Annotated in this window: 14 protein-coding genes; 8 read left to right on the top strand and 6 right to left on the bottom strand. The window is 70.4% G+C overall.

The window, feature by feature from the left end:
• The first annotated feature begins 128 nt into the window (after positions 1-128).
• The 5 genes from ACFPLC_RS21195 to ACFPLC_RS21175 are packed head-to-tail and all read left to right on the top strand — an operon-like array spanning position 129 to position 7,182.
• Complete coding sequence (locus ACFPLC_RS21195; protein WP_378200642.1) at positions 129-1,202, top strand: ABC transporter substrate-binding protein; 1,074 nt, start codon at positions 129-131, stop codon at positions 1,200-1,202.
• Positions 1,199-2,791, top strand: a complete 1,593-nt coding sequence (locus ACFPLC_RS21190; RefSeq protein WP_378235887.1) for a sugar ABC transporter ATP-binding protein — start codon at positions 1,199-1,201, stop codon at positions 2,789-2,791. Before ACFPLC_RS21195 ends, ACFPLC_RS21190 begins: the two co-directional genes overlap by 4 nt.
• Positions 2,772-3,722: an ABC transporter permease gene (locus ACFPLC_RS21185; protein WP_378200648.1), complete on the top strand. Its 951-nt coding sequence runs from the start codon at positions 2,772-2,774 to the stop codon at positions 3,720-3,722. Before ACFPLC_RS21190 ends, ACFPLC_RS21185 begins: the two co-directional genes overlap by 20 nt.
• A complete protein-coding gene (locus ACFPLC_RS21180; RefSeq protein WP_378200651.1) occupies positions 3,719-4,693 on the top strand; it encodes an ABC transporter permease in 975 nt (324 codons plus the stop codon). The genes ACFPLC_RS21185 and ACFPLC_RS21180 overlap by 4 nt, the downstream gene beginning before the upstream one ends.
• A 29-nt stretch (positions 4,694-4,722) precedes the next feature.
• Entirely contained in the window at positions 4,723-7,182 is a 2,460-nt protein-coding gene (locus tag ACFPLC_RS21175) for a LamG-like jellyroll fold domain-containing protein (RefSeq protein WP_378200654.1), read from the top strand.
• A 79-nt stretch (positions 7,183-7,261) separates the two neighbouring features.
• Here the strand turns inward: ACFPLC_RS21175 and ACFPLC_RS21170 are convergent, their stop codons facing one another.
• The 4 genes from ACFPLC_RS21170 to ACFPLC_RS21155 form a co-directional block, all read right to left on the bottom strand.
• Complete coding sequence (locus ACFPLC_RS21170; protein WP_378200657.1) at positions 7,262-7,912, bottom strand: TetR/AcrR family transcriptional regulator; 651 nt, start codon at positions 7,910-7,912, stop codon at positions 7,262-7,264.
• Positions 7,913-7,922: 10 nt separating this feature from the next.
• Positions 7,923-8,351 (bottom strand): PGPGW domain-containing protein, encoded by a 429-nt coding sequence (locus ACFPLC_RS21165; RefSeq protein WP_378200660.1) that lies wholly within the window; start codon positions 8,349-8,351, stop codon positions 7,923-7,925.
• Positions 8,318-9,745, bottom strand: coding sequence for a serine hydrolase domain-containing protein (locus tag ACFPLC_RS21160; RefSeq protein WP_378200663.1), 1,428 nt, complete (start codon positions 9,743-9,745; stop codon positions 8,318-8,320). The genes ACFPLC_RS21165 and ACFPLC_RS21160 overlap by 34 nt, the downstream gene beginning before the upstream one ends.
• 147 nt (positions 9,746-9,892) lie before the next feature.
• Positions 9,893-10,300 carry a hypothetical protein gene (locus ACFPLC_RS21155; RefSeq protein ID WP_378235886.1) on the bottom strand — a complete coding sequence of 136 codons (408 nt, stop codon included), beginning with the start codon at positions 10,298-10,300 and terminating at the stop codon, positions 9,893-9,895.
• A gap of 77 nt (positions 10,301-10,377) precedes the next feature.
• Between ACFPLC_RS21155 and ACFPLC_RS21150 the strand changes: the two genes are divergently transcribed.
• A complete protein-coding gene (locus ACFPLC_RS21150) occupies positions 10,378-11,613 on the top strand; it encodes an HNH endonuclease signature motif containing protein (protein WP_378200669.1) in 1,236 nt (411 codons plus the stop codon).
• A 733-nt stretch (positions 11,614-12,346) separates the two neighbouring features.
• On the opposite strand, the gene ACFPLC_RS21145 is transcribed toward ACFPLC_RS21150, so the two are convergent.
• Positions 12,347-12,934, bottom strand: coding sequence for an FMN reductase (locus tag ACFPLC_RS21145; protein WP_378200672.1), 588 nt, complete (start codon positions 12,932-12,934; stop codon positions 12,347-12,349).
• The gene (locus ACFPLC_RS21140) at positions 12,931-14,019 is read right to left on the bottom strand and encodes an LLM class flavin-dependent oxidoreductase (protein ID WP_378200675.1); all 1,089 of its coding nucleotides are present in this window, start codon (positions 14,017-14,019) and stop codon (positions 12,931-12,933) included. Before ACFPLC_RS21140 ends, ACFPLC_RS21145 begins: the two co-directional genes overlap by 4 nt.
• A 107-nt stretch (positions 14,020-14,126) precedes the next feature.
• Here ACFPLC_RS21140 and ACFPLC_RS21135 point away from each other — a divergent pair, with 107 nt between their 5' ends.
• Positions 14,127-15,605: a phospholipase D-like domain-containing protein gene (locus ACFPLC_RS21135; protein ID WP_378200678.1), complete on the top strand. Its 1,479-nt coding sequence runs from the start codon at positions 14,127-14,129 to the stop codon at positions 15,603-15,605.
• A 134-nt stretch (positions 15,606-15,739) separates the two neighbouring features.
• Positions 15,740-17,791 carry a DNA gyrase/topoisomerase IV subunit B gene (locus ACFPLC_RS21130; protein ID WP_378200680.1) on the top strand — a complete coding sequence of 684 codons (2,052 nt, stop codon included), beginning with the start codon at positions 15,740-15,742 and terminating at the stop codon, positions 17,789-17,791.
• Positions 17,792-17,810: the final 19 nt, after the last annotated feature.

The raw sequence follows: 17,810 nt of genomic DNA, 5'->3' as shown, positions 1-17,810 counted from the left end.
CGAAGTGTAGCGAGCCGCTGCCGGTTTACAACGTTGTTCCAACGATGTAAAAAGTACCTCAAGGCTCCCGCGGTGACCCCGATCACCCCGGCGAGCGGGCCACCAACGACGCTGCCCGAGGAGTCGCCGTGCTCTTGTCCTCCCGTCCCCGACTGGTCCTGGTCACCGCGGCCGCCGCCGCGCTGACCCTCACCTCCTGCACCAGCAGGGAAGAAACCCCCGCGGCGCCGTCCAGCGGCGGCGGGCCGGCCGCGAGCGCCCAGTCCGCCGCGCCGTCCGCCGACGGCTGCACGCTGCAGAAGACCGGTTACCCCAAGGTCGACCTGAAGACGGCGGTGGTCGGTTTCTCACAGTCCGAAAAGGAGGCCAACCCCTTCCGGATCACCGAGACGCAGTCCATCCGCGACGAAGCCGCGAAGCTGGGCATCGGCAACCTGCTGGTCACCAACGCCCAGAGCGACCTCAACCGGCAGATCAGCGACATCAAGTCGATGCTCGACCGGGGCGCCCAGCTGCTGATCGTCGCACCACTGAACTCCGACGGCCTCCAGCCCGCCCTCGACGCGGCGAAGGCCAAGAAGGTCCCGGTCGTCACCATCGACCGCAAGGTGACGTCCCAGCCGTGCACCGACTACCTGACCTTCATCGGCTCCAACTTCGTCGAACAGGGCCAGCGCGCGGCGCAGGCGATGGTGAAGTCGACCGGCGGCACCGGCAAGGTCGCGATCCTGCTCGGCTCGTCCGGCAACAACGTCACCACCGACCGCACCAAGGGGTTCAAGGACGAGCTGGCGAAGACGCCCGGCCTGTCCGTGGTCGCCGAGCAGACCGGCGAGTTCGACCGGTCCAAGGGCCAGGCCGTGATGGAGCAGCTCATCCAGAGCCACCCGGACATCACCGCGGTCTACGCCGAAAACGACGAGATGGGCGTCGGCGCGGTGAACGCGCTCAAGACCGCGGGCAAGACCCCGGGCAAGGACGTCAAGATCGTCTCCATCGACGGCACCCGCAACGCCGTGCAGCTCATCGTCGACGGCAGCTACAACGCCGTGATCGAGTCCAACCCGCGCTTCGGCCCGCTGGCCTTCCAGACGCTGCAGAAGTTCGAGACCGGCGAGCCGATCCCGGCGAGCATCGTCATCTCCGACGACCAGTACGACGAAACCAACGCCGCGCAGAAGGTCGGGAACTCCTACAAATGACGGCCGCCACCGAAGAGGACGCTGCTGAAGAGGACGCCGCCATGACGACCGCACCGGTGCTCGAGGTGACCGGGGTGACCAAGCGGTTCCCCGGCACCCTCGCGCTCGACGACGTCAGCTTCGCGCTGCGGCCGGGCGAGGTGCACGCGCTGGTCGGCGAGAACGGCGCCGGCAAGTCCACGCTGATCAAGGTGCTCACCGGCGTCTACCAGCCCGACGAGGGCGAGGTGCGCCACCTCGGCGAGCCGGTGACCTTCAAGCGGCCGATCGACGCGCAGCGCGCCGGGATCTCCACGATCTACCAGGAGGTCAACCTCGTCCCGCTGATGAGCATCGCCGGCAACGTCTTCCTCGGCCGCGAACCGCGCACGAAGACCGGTCTCGTCGACTGGTCGAAAATGTACGCCGACGCCCGCGAGCTGCTCAAGGGCTACGGCATCGACGACGACGTCAAGCGGCCGCTGCACACCCTCGGTGTCGGCGCGCAGCAGATGGTCGCGCTCGCCCGCGCGGTCTCGACCGACGCCAAGGTCGTCATCATGGACGAGCCGACGTCGTCGCTCGAGCCTCGCGAGGTCGAGACGCTGTTCGAGGTGCTGAACCGGCTGCACGCCCAAGGCATCGCGATCGTCTACGTCAGCCACCGGATGGACGAGCTGTACCGGGTGTGCGACAGCGTCACCGTGCTGCGCGACGGCCGGGTCGTCCACAGTGGACCACTCAAGCCGCTGCCGCGCATCGAGCTCGTGTCGAAGATGCTCGGCCGGGAGATCAAGCAGATCCGCGAAGAGGGCGTCACGGCGTTCGGCGAAGAGCACGACGTCGAGCGCGAGCCGCTGCTCAAGGCCGAAAACCTTTCCGGCATGCGGAAGCTGCACGACGTCTCGGTGAGCATCCGGCCCGGCGAGGTCGTCGGCCTGGCCGGGCTGCTCGGCTCCGGCCGCAGCGAGACCGCGCGGGCCATCGTCGGCGCGTTCCCCCTCGACGGCGGCAGCGTGCTGCTGGCCGGGAAACCGCTGAAGAAGGGCAAGATCGCCCAAGCCGTGCGGGCCGGGATCGCGTTGCTGGCCGAGGACCGCAAGACCGACGGCATCATCCCGAACCTGTCGGTCCGGGAGAACATCGTGCTCGCCGCCCTGCCGACGCTCTCGCCGTTCGGCCTGGTCAGCAAGGCCAGGCAGGACAAGATCGTCAAGATCTTCATGGAACGCCTGCGGATCAAGGCGGCCGGGCCCGAGCAGAAGGTGTCGGAGCTGTCCGGCGGCAACCAGCAGAAGGTGCTGCTGGCCCGCTGGCTCGCCACCGGCCCGAAGATCCTGCTGCTCGACGAGCCGACCCGCGGCATCGACGTCGGCGCCAAGGCCGAGGTCCAGGCGCTGATCGACGAACTCGCGCAGGAAGGGCTCGGCGTGCTGCTCATCTCGTCCGAACTGGAGGAACTGATCGACGGGTCCGACCGGGTGGTCGTCCTGCGCGACGGCGCGGTCGCCGGCGAGCTGACCGGCGACCGCATCACCGAGGAGAACGTCCTGACGGCCATCGCGGCGGAAAGCACCGGGGGTGACAACGATGTCCACCGCCACCCTTGAGCGCGCGAAGGTCACCGCGTGGCTGCAGAACTACGGCGTCTACCTCGCCGTCGTCGTGCTGGTGCTGTTCAACGTCGTGTTCACCGAGAACTTCCTGTCCGCGGCCAACTTCCGCACCCAGCTGGTGCAGGCGGCGCCGGTCTGCATCGTCGCGCTCGGCATGGCGCTGGTGATCGGCACCGAGGGCATCGACCTCTCGGTCGGCTCGGTGATGTCGATCGCCGCCGCGCTCATCCCGCTCTACCTGGGCGCGGGCCCGCTGACGGCGATCATCGTCGCCGTCATCGCCGGGATCGTCTCGGGCCTGTTCAGCGGCTACCTGGTGGCCTACCTGGGCATCCAGCCGATCATCGCGACCCTCGCCCTGCTCGTCGGCGGCCGCGGGCTCGCCCTGGTCATCGCCCACGGCCAGCTCGTCCAGCTGCACAACCGCGACTTCCTGGAGCTCGGCACCGGTGACGTGCTCGGCGTCCCGATCATGGTCGTCGTCGCGGGCGTGCTCTCCGTGCTGGCGGGGCTGGTCGTGCAGCGCACCACGTTCGGGCGGCACCTGGTCGCCATCGGCGGCAACCGGGCCGCGAGCACCCTGGCCGGCCTGCCGGTGAAACGCGTGCTCGTCGGCGTCTACGTCATCTCCGGGGCGCTGGCCGCGGTGGCCGGCGTGCTGGCGACGTCGAGGCTGGGCGCCAGCGACCCGAACGACCTGGGACTGCTGATGGAGCTGTCCGCGATCACCGCGGTCGTGGTCGGCGGCACGCCGCTGACCGGCGGCCGGGTCCGCGTGCTCGGCACCGTGTTCGGCGCGCTGCTCATGCAGCTCGTGCACGCCACCCTGATCAAGCACAACCTGCCGGACTCGACCGCGCAGATGGTCCAGGCGGCCATCATCGTCGTCGCGGTCTACGTCGCCCGCGAGCGGAGCAGCCGATGACTGCCACCCCAACCGCCGAGCGCAACGCCGCGCTCGCCGGAGTCCTCCAACGCCAGGGCGCGGCCGTCGTGCTCGTGCTCGGCATCGCCGCCGCGTGGTTCGCCTTCCCCCGCTTCGGCTCCCCCGACAACCTGCGCGACCTCGCGCTGCAGAGCTCGTTCCTCGCGGTCATCGCGCTCGGCATGACGTTCGTGATCATCTCCGGCGGCATCGACCTGTCGGTCGGCTCGAACTACGCGCTGGGCGGCGTCCTCGCCGCGTACGGCGCCCAATACGGGCTGGTCGTGGCGATCCTGCTGCCCCTGGCGGTGTGCTCGCTGATCGGGCTGGTCAACGGCCTGCTCATCGCCCGCACCGGGATGGCGCCGTTCATCGTGACGCTGGCGTCGCTGCTGTTCGCCAGGGGGCTCCTGCTGGCACTGACGTCCGAAGGCGCGACGACGTACAAAGTGGACGCCGGCTCGGCGTTCCTCTGGCTGGGCCAGGGCACGATCTTCGGCGTCGGCGTCCCGGTCTACCTGACGCTGGTCCTGTTCGCTCTCGGCGGGCTCCTGCTGCGCCGGACGCGGTTCGGCCAGTCGGTGTTCGCCATCGGCGGCGCCGAGCAGTCGGCGTTGCTGATGGGCCTTCCGGTGGCCCGCACCAAGATCAGCCTCTACACGCTCAGCGGCGCGCTCGCCGGGGTCGCGGGCATCCTCACCGCCGCGTACCTGCAGTCCGGCGTCACGGTGATCGGCGTCGGCACCGAACTCGACGCGATCTCCGTCGTCGTCATCGGCGGCACGCTGCTCACCGGCGGCGCCGGGACGATCATCGGCACGCTCGTCGGCGTGCTGCTGCGCACGCTGATCCAGAACGTCATCAACCAGATCGGCACGCTCGATTCCAACTACCAGACGGTGGTGAGCGGGGCCTTCCTGCTCGTCGTCGTGGTGATCCAGCGCCTGCTCGCGCGCTCCCGTACCCGCTGAACCCTCGTCCCCTACCAGGAGGTTCACCGATGTTCCGCCCCGCCCGACTGGCCGCCGTGCTGGCGCTGGCCCTGACCGGATTCGCGGTCCCCGCCGCGCACGCCGCGTCTCCCCCGCAGTGGCAGCGGCTCACCCCGCCGCTGTCCACGCCGTGGACCAACGACGTCTCGCCGGCGAACGCATTGCCGGACTACCCGAGACCGCAGCTGACCCGCTCGAAGTGGCAGAACCTCAACGGCGTCTGGGAGTTCTCCTCGGCCAAGCCCGGGGAGGCCGCGCCGGTGGGCAAGACGCTGGGCGAGCGCATCCTCGTGCCGTACCCGGTCGAGTCCGCGCTGTCCGGGATCATGCGCCACGAGACGAACATGTGGTACCGGCGGACGTTCCAGCTGCCCCGCGACTGGCGGGGACAGCGGATCCTGCTGCACTTCCAGGCCGTCGACTACGACACGACGGTCATCGTCAACGGCAAGACCGTCTCCCGGCACACCGGGGGCTACGACGCGTTCTCGGTCGACGTCACCGACGCCCTCACCACCGCGCGCGACCAGGAACTGATCGTCGGCGTCGCGGATCCGAACGACGCCGGCGGGCAGCCGCTGGGCAAGCAGCGCCAACCCGGTGACGGCATCTTCTACACGCCGTCGTCGGGCATCTGGCAGACCGTCTGGATGGAGCCGGTGGCGGCCTCGCGCATCGACCGCCTGGACATCACGCCGGACCTCGGGTCCGTGACGGTGAACGCCGTCGTCGGCGGGCCGGTGAAGCAGCGCGTCGAAGCCGTCGCCTACGACCACGGCCGCCCGGTCGGGCGCGTGTCCGGCGACGCGAACAAGCCGTTGAAGCTCACGGTGGACCGGCCGCACCTGTGGTCGCCGGACGACCCGTTCCTCTACGACCTGCGGGTGAAGCTCGTCCCGTCGGGCGACGAGGTCGGCTCGTACTTCGGGCTGCGCACGGTCGGCCTCGGCAAGACCGCCGACGGCAAGCAGCGGATGCTGCTCAACGGCAAGTTCGTCATGCAGGTCGGCCCGCTCGACCAGGGCTTCTGGCCGGACGGCATCTACACCGCGCCGACCGACGCGGCGCTGAAGTTCGACCTGGAGCAGGAGAAGGCGCTCGGCTTCAACATGGTGCGCAAGCACATCAAGGTCGAGCCGGACCGCTGGTACTACTACGCCGACAAGCTCGGGCTGATGGTGTGGCAGGACATGCCGGCGATGAAGGACGACGTCGAGCCGTCCGCGGCTTCGCGGGTCACCTTCGAGTCCGAGATGAAGCGGATGATCGACCAGCACCGCAGCTTCCCGTCGATCGTCAGCTGGGTGCCGTTCAACGAGGGCTGGGGCGACTACGAGGTCGGCCGCATCGCCGACCTGGTCAAGTCCTGGGACCCCACGCGGCTGGTGAACGCCGAATCCGGCGTCAACTGCTGCCGGTCCGAACCGGACAGCGGCCGCGGTGACATCTACGACGACCACAGCTACACCGGCCCGGGCACCCCGATGCAGACCGGCACGCGCGCGGCGGTCGACGGCGAGTACGGCGGCCTCGGCCTCAAGGTCGCCGGGCACGAGTTCGACGCGGCGGGCAGCTTCGCCTACGAGATGGAGCCCGACAGCGCGACGCTGACCCGGCGCTACGGCGAGCTCCAGCAGCGCCTGCTGCTGGTGGCCCAGCGGTGCGGGGTGTCCGCGGGGGTCTACACGCAGACCACCGACGTCGAGAAGGAGGTCAACGGCTTCTTCACCTACGACCGGCAGGTGAAGAAGATGGACTTCGCGGCGGTCCGCGCGGCGAACCTGGCGGTGATCAAGGGAGCCACCGGCGCCCCGGTATCCGGCCCGTCCGTTCCCGCCGGGACGCCCGGGATCGACGGCATCGCCGCCTACCCGTTCGACGAGAACGTGGGCACGGTGGCCGAGGACGTCGTCGGCAGCCACGACGCCACGCTGGTCGGCGGCGCGTCCTGGACTGCGGGCAAGAGCGGTTCGGCGCTGGCGGTGAACGGGTCGGGCCAGTACGCCGACACGGGTGCCGCACTGGTGAACACCGAAGGCAGCTACAGCGCGGCGGCGTGGGTCCGCTTCAACGCGGTCGGCGATGGCTTCCAGACGATCGTGAGCCAGGACGGCGACAGCAACAGCGCGTTCTTCCTGCAGTACTCGGGTGCGGACCACCGGCTCGCGATGAGCTTCGTGGGCACGCGGGCCCTGGCGCCCACGGCTCCGGAAGCGAACCGCTGGTACCACGTGGTCGGCGTCCGTGACGCGGCTTCGGGCACGCTGAAGCTGTACGTCGACGGTCAGCTGGCGGCCACGAAGAGCGTCTGCCTCGGCGACGCGTCGACCGGCCACACGGTGATCGGCCGCGGCAAGTACGGCGGCGGCCCGGTCGACTTCCTCAACGGGGCGGTCGACCAGGTCCACGTCTACGACCGGGCGCTGTCCGACGCGGACGTGAGCGCGCTGTACTCGAGCGGGAAGTAGGCAACCGCCGGTGCGTATCGGGTCCGGGGACCGCGATCGCGGTCCCCGGGCCCTCGCGTTCCAGGGGGACGGCGGCTCGTCACCGCCGCCGGGCGACCAGACCGGCCAGCAGGTTCGTGAGGCCCTCCGCCAGCCCGAACACCGGCGGCCCGCCCTGCTCGGCGGCCGCCACGGCCGCCGTCGGGTGGGCGGCGGGCCACGTGCCCGACACGAGGACCACCACCCCGCGGGCGAAGTGCCGGGCCGCGTCCGGCGGCAGCTCCGGCACCCGGACCCGCACCAGCTCGCCCAGCCGCTCGGTGTTCGCGGCGGCCCGGCGTTTGAAGCTGCGGGCGAACTCCACCGGGATGTTGCGCTCCAGCACCGGCGCCATGGCACTCAGCAGCTCGCACAGCACCGGCCGCGCGGCGAGCGTCGCCGCGAGCGTGCCGGCGATCCGCTCTTCGCGGGCGAAGCCGGGTTCCGCCGGGCCCGGTGTCCCGAGGGCCTCCTCCAGGTCGTCGAGCCAAGCCGTCCACGCGCTGTCGAGGACCTCCAGGAAGATCGCTTCGCGGCTGTCGAAGTACCGGAGCACATTGGACTTCGCCAGCCCGACCCGGCAGCTGAGTTCGCGCAGGCTGATGTCGGCGACCGGCCGCTCGGCGAGCAGCTCCCTCGCGACGGCGAGGATGACCCGCCGGCGCGCCTCGATCTGCTCGGGCCGGCGGGCGCGCTGGAATCCGGCGCTCATGGCGCCGAGGCTACCGGTCGGTCGACGCCTTGGTCCCGGCCTCGCGGCGCGCGTTGACCCGGTGGTAGCTCCAGCCCAGCAGCGCGAACAGGATCACCGACGACAGGATCAGGCTCGACCCGGTGCTCCACCCGCTGAACGGCAGCGACTTCACCGTTCCCCAGACGATCCCCGCCGCCAGCAGCGCCAGCCCGGCCAGCACCGAGCCGGCGATGCGCAGCGGTGACGACACGCTGTCCTCGGCCGCCTTCATCGCCCGGTCACGCACCGGGTCGACGTACTTCTCCAGCGCCGGGAACTCCGACGCCAGCAGCAGCAACCCGGCGAGCACCAGCAGCAGCCCGGGGCCGGGCAGCACGAGCAGCAGCACCCCGACCACCAGCAGCACGCCACCCGCCACGATGATCAGGACCCGCTTCGCCTGCTTGCCGATGCCCACTGGGCGTCTCCCCTCGTCTCGTCCGATTCTTCCTGGTCGTGGCCTCGCGTGCCACTCACGAGGGCCCGTGCCCTGGCCACGGCCACGGTCAGGCCCGCCAGTGCGGCCACGCCGAGCGCGACCACCAGCCCCGGCCAGACGTAGAGCACCTGGGCGTAGGTACCCCGCCGTCCGGCGAATACCCACCCGAGCAGCTCCGGCAGGAACACCAGGGGCAGCAGCGGCAGCAGCGGCGGCACCAGCCGCCACCACCGGGGCTTCCGCCCGGCCCGCCGGACGCCGAGGACCGCGAGCGCCACCGCGACCAGGGCCAGCGCCCCGAGCACCCGGTCGGCGACCACCCCGGCCGGCGTCGCGGGCTCCGGCGCCCCGCCCTCGAGCAGGCTCGCGAGGCCGTCGGCCAGCAGCTCCGCCTCGTTGTCCAGCGCCATCCCGGTGTTCGCCACCACGGCGACGCCGTACCCACCGGGCAGCAGCACCTGCGCCGCGGTGTGGGTGAACCACTCGCCGGTGTGGGACACGCGGCCGTCCCGGGCCCGCCAGCCCAGCGCGTAGTCCCGTCCCGGTGCGGGCGTGTGCGCCAGCCGGACGGACGCCGGGGACAGCACGCCGCCGCCGTCCTGCTGCGCCCGCAGCCACTTGGCCAGGTCCTCGGCGGTGGTCAACACGCCGTGGCTGCCGCCGGTGAACCAGTCCGGTTCGGACACGGCGACCTCGATTCCGAAGGCCCGGACGTGCCCCTCGGTCCCGGGCGGCGGCGTGTCCACGGAAGTGCTCGCGGTCATGCCGAGCGGCGCGAACAGCTTCGTCCTCAGGTAGTCGGCGAACGGCTGCCCGGCGACGACCTCGACGATCCGGGCGGCGACCTCGTAGTTCGGGTTGTGGTAGTGGAACCGCATGCCGGGCTCGTCGGCGAGTTCCGCGTCCCGCAACCGGGTGACGGCCTCGGCGAGCGTGTGCGGCTGCGGCAGCGCGAGGTCGGGGAACGCCGAGTCGGCCATCCCGGACGTCTGGTCCAGCAGCATCCGGACGGTGATCTTCGTGCCGCGCGGATCGGCGAGCCGGAAGTCCGGCAGGTACCGCGTCACCGGCTCGTCCAGTCTCAGCCGTCCCGCTTCGGCCAGCTGGAGGACGGCGAAGGCCGTCATGGACTTGCTCAGCGACGCGACCGGCAGCCGGCTCGACGCGGTGAGGGGAGCACCCGCGGCATCGTGGCCATAGCCGGCGACGCGGACGACGTCGTCACCGTGGGTGACGGCGACCGCCGCGCCGGGCAGGCCGGTGTGGTCGAGGTAGGCACGGACGTAGCCGTCGACGTCCTGGGGCGGGGTCGCGCCGGCCGGGGTCGCCGTCGCCAGCATCAGGACGGCGAGGACGAGAAGAAGCCTTGTCATGACGGTGAAGGTAGGCAGCGCGGGGTGGTGGACGCTGCTGCCGGACGGCCGGGCCGACCCCCTACTTTCGGCAGCTCCTTGACGAGCGGGGTCGCGAGGTTCTGCATGTCGCTACCAGGCCGGAGCGGTCGAGGTGCCGATGGTCGGCTACCCGATGACGTTCCGGGTGGCGCCGGCCAGCGCGGAGTACCTGAGAACATTCCTCGATTCGATGCGCCACAGCGCCTTCGTCTGCGGCCGCCGCGTGTTCGAGCACACCCACGCCTGGGGCGGCCATCCCCCGGGCGGAGGCGCGGCGTTCGTCGTGACGCACCGCCCACCGTTCTGCGCAGACGTCGAGACGGCGATCGAGCGAGCAAGGCGGCGGGAGACGGAACGGTGGGCGTGTCCGGACCGTCGATCGCCCAGCAGTGCTTGAACTTGCGGTTGCTCGACGAGCTGCGGATCGACCTGGTGCCGGCGCTGCTCGGCGAAGGCGTGCGGTACTTCGGTGCCATGACTGCGGATGCGGAACTGGAGCAGGTGGAAGTCGTTGTGGAGCAACGGGTTACGCATCTACGGTATCGGGTGCACTACCGTTGATCCACCTGATCGAGTGATGACTTGTGTTCGAATCTCGGTAATCTTGGGTTATGTCCGACAACGCGACTGTGTGTTCTTCTCCCGAGGCCCTGGCTCTTGCCGACCGCGTCGGCGAGTTTCTCGCGTGCATGCGGTCGGCTGAAGCGGGGCTCGGTGCGCTACTGGTGGAAATCGAGCAGCGCGGAGTGATGGAGCTGTTCGGTTACCGCTCTGTGGCTCGATTGCTGGAACAGCTTGCCGATATCCCCAAGGCTGCTGCTGAACGTGTGGTGAAACGGGCCCGCACGTTGAACCCGGGCCGCAACCTTGACGGCAGCCCCATCCCTGCTTTGGCACCCGCCACCGGAGCCGCTGCCCTGGCTGGGCAGTTGAGCAACCCGATGATCGATGTGATCACCGGCGTGCTCGCCGATGTTCCCTGCGAGCACCGGGAAAGCGCCGAGACCCACCTCGTTTCTTTTGCTGCCGAGGCCGGACACAAGCAGGTCGCCGCCCTCGGCGCCCGCATCCTCGCCCACGTTGCCCCCGACGGTCAGGAACCCGTCGACACCGAACCAGTGGCACCGACCCGGGAACTGTTCCTGCGGCGCAAAAGATCCGGGTTCTGGGAATTAAGCGGAAGGTTCGACGACGAGACCGGCACCCGCGCCAGCGCCTTATTGGACGCCCTGGCCGAACGCCGCAACGGCGACGACGGCCCCGACCTCCGAACCCTGCCCCAACGATACGGCGACGCCTTCTCCGACGCAGTCGACCTGGCTTTGAACTCCCCGGACCTCCCCATGCAGGCCGGGGAACGAGCCCACGTCATGGTCGCGGTCTCCCTCGACGACCTGAAGACCGGCGTCGGCACAGCAACCCTCGGCGACACCGGCACCCTTTCAGCCGCCGAAGCCCGGGTACACGCCTGCGACGCCATGATCATCCCCGCAGTCCTCGGAGCGAAGAGCGAACCTCTCAACCTCGGCCGCCTCCGCCGCCTGATCTCCGCGGGACTCCGCCGCGCCCTGTTCCTCCGCGACCGAGGCTGCGCATTCCCCGGCTGCCACCGCCCACCCCGCCACTGCCAAGGCCACCACATCCAACACTGGGCCGACGGCGGCCCCACCAACCTGAACAACCTGGTCCTGATGTGCGCCCACCACCACCGCTTGCTGCACCGCTCCGGCTGGGAAGTCCGCATCGCCACCGACGGCCTCCCCGAATTCCTCCCACCAGAATTCATCGACCGCCGCCGAAAACCCCGACGCAACAACCTCCACGAACCGCTGCCCTTCGCAGCCTGAACATGGGAAAGGCCCGCAGCCACACGGCTACGGGCCCACACCCACGCCCAACTCACCCCACGTGCCATTGCCTTGCGCTGCGCCCGTACCAGGCCCGGCCAGCCCACCCTGCCTTACCGTGGCGGCTCGCCCCCCGCCGCACCAGCTTGGCCTTACCTTGCCTGCATTGCCTTCTCCGGCGCAGCTCCCTCGCCCCCGCCAAGCCCACCAAGAACCGGCACGGGTCTCCCGCTTGCCAGACATAGCCAAGCCAAACGCGCCCCGGCCCGACTTGCCTCTCCCCGGCGCGCTCGCCGCGCCCAGCCTGACCGGGTCCACAAGCTTTGCCTGCCATGTCTTTACTGCCGTGCCCGGCGCGACTCGCCCCTATCAGGCCCAGCCCGGCCCCGTCCCTCTCGGCCAGCCCGGCGCGGCTCGCCGCGCCCAGCCCGGCCCGGCAGATCCGCCCCGGTCTGCCGTGCCGTGCTCAGCCTGGCCCGACTCGCTCAGCCCTGTCCGGCCCAGCCCAGAGCAGCGCCTGCCCTACCCGAGGCAGCTCGCGCCCCTGCTCGGCGCGGCTCACCCGCCGCCGCGATCCTCGCCCTGCCAGGCCAGCCCGGCCTAAGCCAGATCCACCCGGCTCGGCGCGGCCCGTCCCACCCGGCCAGCCCAGCCAGTTCGGCCCGGCCCGGCCCGGCGAAGCGGTGTCTCACATCACCCGCCACCAGGTGATTCGCTCACCACGCCGACCGTCTCACTCAGCCGCCAGCAGCTGCTCGAACGGAACGAACTCCGGCTCCCCCGCCCCGGCAGGCGGCCCCGCCGTCAGCGAAGCCAGCTCCGCCCCCGCCTTCTCGATCCGCCGCTGCAACGCCCCGGCAGCCTCCCCACTACCCCAGTCCGACGAAGCCGCATACACACCCGTGGCCACCGGATCCGCCTTCAAATACCCGAACAACGGCCGCAGCTGGTAGTCGAGGACCAGGGAATGGCGTTCCGTTCCGCCCGTGGCCGCGAGCAGGACCGGCTTGCTCACCAGCGAATCCGCGTCGAGCACGTCGAAGAACGACTTGAACAACCCGCTGTACCCCGCCGTGAACACCGGTGTCACCGCGATCAGCGCGTCCGCGCCGGTCACCGTCTCGATCGCCGTGCGCAGCTGGGGGCTCGGGAAGCCCGTCAACAGGTTCTTCGTGATGTCCAACGCGATGTCCCGCAGCTCCACCACGGTCACCGACACCGGCTCCCCGGCCGCGGCGACCGTCGCCGCGGCCAGGCGGTCGGCCAGCAGGCGGGTCGACGAAGGCACCGACAGACCCGCCGTCACCACTGCGAGCTTCATGCCTCGCTCCCGACCAGCGCCGCGGCCTTCAGGGACTCGTGCGTCGGCGCATCCGGAACATGCGCGGGACGCAGAGCATCTAACTCCTTGCGCAGCACCGGAATCACGTGCTCCCCGAGCAGATCGAGCTGCTCCAGAACCGTCTTCAGCGGCAGGCCCGCGTGGTCCATCAGGAACAGCTGACGCTGGTAGTCACCGAAGTGCTCCCGGAACGTCAGCGTCTTGTCGATGACCTCCTGCGGACTGCCCACCGTCAGCGGCGTCTGCTCCGTGAACTCCTCCAGCGACGGCCCGTGCCCGTACACCGGCGCGTTGTCGAAGTACGGCCGGAACTCGTTCCACGCGTCCTGGGACTTGGGCCGGATGAACGCCTGGCCGCCCAGGCCGACGATCGCCTGGTCCGCCGATCCGTGGCCGTAGTGCTCGAAACGCTGACGATAAAACCTGATCAGCTGCTGGAAGTGCGAAGTCGGCCAGAAGATGTGGTTGGCGAAGAAGCCGTCACCGTAGTACGCCGCCTGCTCGGCGATCTCCGGGCTGCGGATGGACCCGTGCCAGACGAACGGGGGCACGCCGTCCAGGGGCCGCGGGGTCGACGTGAAACCCTGCAGCGGGGTGCGGAACTTGCCTTCCCAGTCGACGACGTCCTCGCGCCAGAGCCGGCGCAGCAGCGCGTAGTTCTCGATCGCCAGGGGGATGCCCTGGCGGATGTCCTGGCCGAACCACGGGTAGACCGGGCCCGTGTTGCCACGGCCCATCATGAGGTCGACGCGGCCGTCGGCGAGGTGCTGCAGCATCGCGAAGTCCTCGGCGATCTTCACCGGGTCGTTCGTGGTGATCAGCGTCGTCGACGTCGACAGGATCAGCTTGGACGTCTGCGCCGCGATGTGGCCCAGCATCGTCGTGGGCGACGACGGGACGAACGGCGGGTTGTGGTGCTCGCCGGTCGCGAAGACGTCGAGGCCGACCTCCTCCGCCTTGAGCGCGATGCGGACCATCGCCTTGATCCGCTCGTGCTCCGTCGGGGTCGTTCCGTTCGTGGGATCGGTCGTGACGTCGCCCACCGTGAAGATTCCGAACTGCATGACCTGCTCCCTTCGCGAGCACCATCTTACATGCGCGTTCAACTACTTCCAAGCAAGAGATATTCCGGCCGTCAAGGCCCGGAAGGGCACCGGCTAAAGTCGGGGGCATGGACGCGGAGCTCGCTCGGCTGGGTTTGGCAGAACGTTCGGTACGACTACTCGCCGGTCGCGACATCTGGGCCTCGATCACCCCCTTGCTCGCCCCGCGCCGGAACCTGGTGGCCGCCTTCGGCCACGTCGGGCCCGGCGCGGCGGCCCTGCTGCCCTTGCAACCCGGCGACACGCTGATCACGGACGCGAGCCTGGACACCGTGCTGTCCGGCGCGACGAGCCCGCACGCGCTGCTGCACTGGGTCAAGGCGGGCGTGATCGTGCACTCGCTGCGGGGGCTGAACGCGAAGCTGGTGATCGCCGAGGACGACCCGTCCTTCGTCGTGGTCGGCTCGGCCGACGTCACCGCCGCCGGCCCGCGGCAGCTGTTCGAGGCCGTCACGCTCTCCCACGAGCGGCACACCGTCGAGGAGGCCCAGGAGGCCTGGCTCGAGTGGTGCGACCTCGCGGGCCCCTCGCTGACCGCCGGTGACCTGGAGCCGCTGCTGGAGCAGTACGGCGCCGGCAAGCCGGTCACGGCCCGCCCCGCCACGGCCACCCGGCCCGCCGCCGCGCCCGCGCGGCCGGTGGTGACCAGCCGCCCGGCGACACCCGTCCGCCCCGCGGCCGTGACGCCGCCGCCCTCGCCGGTCCGCCCCGCGGCTCCCGCGCCGTCGCCGGTCCGCCCGGCGCCGGGCACCTCCGCAGCCGGAACCTCGGCGACCGCAGCCGGATCCCCGGCCACCGGTTCCCCGGTCCGCCCGGCAACCGCACCCGCCACCCCGGCGACCGCGCCGGGCGGCACCCCCGCCGCGCCGGGCACCCCGGCCACCGGATCCCCGGCGCCGTCGCCCACCGGCAGCAGTGCCGTTCCGGGCGCCCAGGACCACCCCGCCGAGGCCGCGCAAGCCGGCACGGACCCGGCCACCACGTCCGCCGCGGAACCGGTTGCGGCCGAGCCGGAAGCCCCTGAAGCCACCGAAGCCACCGACGTGCCCCGCCCGGCCTGGCCGCGGCCGGCCGAGCTCTACCTGGTCAGCCTCGTCGAAGGCGGCGAACCGTCCGCCGAAGCCGAGTACCGGCTCGAAGAGCTGCAGCGCGAGTACAACCACCCCGGCGAAGACGGCGAATCGCCGTTCCGGGTCGAGCTGCTCTGGGCCGACGACGGCCAGGGCCAGGACCCGCCGCGCACGCTGCGCGCGGGGGTGCACGTGATCCCCGTCTACAGCCAGAAGCAGGGGCGCCCCCTCGTCGGGTCGCGGATCGAGGCCCCCGGTCTCGTCCTGCAGGCCCACATCGACGAATTCGCCTACCCGCGCCGAACGTACTGCTACGTGCTGACCCGGCAGTCGGCCGCGAAGCCGGCCTTCGGCGACCTCCGCAAGGCCCTCGCGGCGATCGGCGAAAAGCCGAACTTCCGGAACAGCTTCCAGGTCCCGCGGAAGATCGAAGCCCTGCTGGGCCTGTGGCCCGACCTGGGCTACGACCCCCGCTGACGGCGGCGCACGCCACTCCGGGGACGGTGCGCGCGCGAAAGTTGTCGGGGGTGGCGGATATCCTGCACTACGGTGCAGGCGAGTCCGCACCACCACCAGCACTTTCGCGAGCCACGATCCGGGAGAACGACCCTGTGACTGCCGAGACCTTGTACGGGGCCGACGACCTGACGCATCTCGAGGGTCTCGAAGCCGTCCGCAAACGACCCGGGATGTACATCGGCTCCACCGACAGCCGGGGCATCAACCACCTCTTCTCGGAGGTGGTCGACAACTCCACGGACGAGGGTGTCGCCGGCCACGCGACGAAGATCGTCGTCACGCTGCACGCCGACGGCAGCGTCCAGGTCGACGACGACGGCCGCGGCATCCCGACCGGCACCCACGCCAAGTCCGGTTTGTCCGGCGTCGAGCTGGTGCTGACCCGGCTGCACGCCGGCGGCAAGTTCGGTGGCTCCGGCTACAAGACCTCCGGCGGCCTGCACGGCGTCGGCGCTTCGGCCGTCAACGCGCTGTCGCACCGGTTCGACGTCACGGTGAAGCAGGACGGCAAGGTCCACCAGATGTCGTTCAAGCACGGCGTCCCGGGCACGTTCGACGCACCGGGCCCGAAGGCGAAGTTCACCCGCCGGTCCGGGCTGAACGTCGTCGGCAAGATGAAGCGCGGCGAGCGCAGCGGCACGTCGATCCGCTACTGGTACGACGCGCGCTACTTCGAGTCCGGTGCCGCGCTCGACGTCGAAGGCGTGCGGACGAAGCTGCGCAACACCGCCTTCCTCGTCCCGGGCGTCACGTACGTGCTGCGCACCGCGATCGAAGACACGATCAACGAAGAAACGTTCCACTTCCCGAACGGCCTGGTCGACATGGTCGACTTCCTCACGCCCTCGGGCGAGAAGCCGGTGTGCGGCACGCTGCTGATCACCGGCGAAGGCACGTACAAGGAGAACGCGGCCGACGCCGCGGGCGTCATGCAGTCCAATGTGGAGCGCCACGCCGAGGTCGAGGTCGCGCTGCGCTGGGGCACCGGCTACGAGCGCACGGTCGAGTGCTTCACCAACACGATCCGCAACGTCCACGGCGGCACCCACCGCCGCGGCTTCGACCGCGCGATGGCGAAGGCCTTGCAGGAGGCGATCTCCAAGACCCGCGGGCTGCTCAAGCCCAAGGAGGACATGCCGACGATCGAGGACGTCCTCGAGGGCATGACGGCCGTGATCCACGTCCGGCTGCCGGAGCCACAGTTCACGTCGCAGACCAAGGACGAGCTGTCCACCGCCGGGATCACCCGCGTGCTGCAGGGCATCGTCGACAAGCACGTCAAGGCCTGGACCGAGGATCGCAAGACCAAGTCCGAGGCCAAGGTCGTGCTGCAGAAGGTGGTCGACGCCTCCCGCGTCCGGCTCACCCAGAAGCAGCAGAAGGACGCCGCCCGGCGCAAGACCGCGCTCGAAGGCGCGGCGATGCCGCCGAAGCTGGTCGACTGCCGCACCACGGGCGTCTCCCGCAGCGAGCTGTTCCTGGTCGAGGGCGACAGCGCGCTCGGGTCGGCGCGGATGGCGCGCGTCTCGGAGTACCAAGCGCTGCTGCCGCTGCGGGGCAAGATCCTGAACGTCCAGAAGGCGTCGCTGGGCGACACGCTGAAGAACGCCGAGATCGCCTCGATCGTCCAGGTGCTCGGCGCGGGCACCGGGCGCACGTTCGACCTGTCGACCATGCGCTACGGCCGGGTGATCCTGATGGCCGACGCCGACGTCGACGGTTCGCACATCCGCACCCTGCTGATCACGCTGTTCGCGAAGTACATGCGCCCGGTGATCGAGGACGGCCGGCTGTACGCGGCGATGCCGCCGCTGCACAAGCTCGTCACGAAGGGCCGCAACCCGGAGACGCACTTCACCTTCACCCAGCGCGAGATGGAGCAGAAGTTCGCCGAGCTGGAACGGGCGGGCAAGAACATCGTCACCCCGGTGCCGCGGTTCAAGGGTCTCGGCGAGATGGACGCCGACGAGCTGTGGGAGACCACGATGAACCCGGCGACGCGTTCGGTGCGCCGCATCACCATGGACGACGCCGAGGCCGCGGAGGCGGCGCTGGAACTGCTGATGGGCGAGAAGGTCGAGCCCCGGCGGAACTGGCTGGTCGCCTCGTCCGACCGGGTCGACCGCGAAGCCATCGACGCCTGATTTTTCGTAGCTACCAAGG

The organism is Amycolatopsis plumensis (assembly GCF_042652605.1).
Classification (GTDB): Bacteria; Actinomycetota; Actinomycetes; order Mycobacteriales; family Pseudonocardiaceae; genus Amycolatopsis; species Amycolatopsis plumensis.
The sequence above is the reverse complement of the archived record's forward strand: the minus strand, read 5'-3'. Positions and strand labels throughout refer to the sequence as shown.

Coding starts and splice junctions, on each gene's coding strand:
- ACFPLC_RS21175 (WP_378200654.1), top strand. CDS start 4,723: ATGTTCCGCCCCGCCCGACTGGCCGCCGTGCTGGCGCTGGCCCTGACC.
- ACFPLC_RS21185 (WP_378200648.1), top strand. CDS start 2,772: ATGTCCACCGCCACCCTTGAGCGCGCGAAGGTCACCGCGTGGCTGCAG.
- ACFPLC_RS21170 (WP_378200657.1), bottom strand. CDS start 7,912: ATGAGCGCCGGATTCCAGCGCGCCCGCCGGCCCGAGCAGATCGAGGCG.
- ACFPLC_RS21145 (WP_378200672.1), bottom strand. CDS start 12,934: ATGAAGCTCGCAGTGGTGACGGCGGGTCTGTCGGTGCCTTCGTCGACC.
- ACFPLC_RS21140 (WP_378200675.1), bottom strand. CDS start 14,019: ATGCAGTTCGGAATCTTCACGGTGGGCGACGTCACGACCGATCCCACG.
- ACFPLC_RS21135 (WP_378200678.1), top strand. CDS start 14,127: ATGGACGCGGAGCTCGCTCGGCTGGGTTTGGCAGAACGTTCGGTACGA.
- ACFPLC_RS21190 (WP_378235887.1), top strand. CDS start 1,199: ATGACGGCCGCCACCGAAGAGGACGCTGCTGAAGAGGACGCCGCCATG.
- ACFPLC_RS21150 (WP_378200669.1), top strand. CDS start 10,378: ATGTCCGACAACGCGACTGTGTGTTCTTCTCCCGAGGCCCTGGCTCTT.
- ACFPLC_RS21155 (WP_378235886.1), bottom strand. CDS start 10,300: ATGCGTAACCCGTTGCTCCACAACGACTTCCACCTGCTCCAGTTCCGC.
- ACFPLC_RS21180 (WP_378200651.1), top strand. CDS start 3,719: ATGACTGCCACCCCAACCGCCGAGCGCAACGCCGCGCTCGCCGGAGTC.
- ACFPLC_RS21160 (WP_378200663.1), bottom strand. CDS start 9,745: ATGACAAGGCTTCTTCTCGTCCTCGCCGTCCTGATGCTGGCGACGGCG.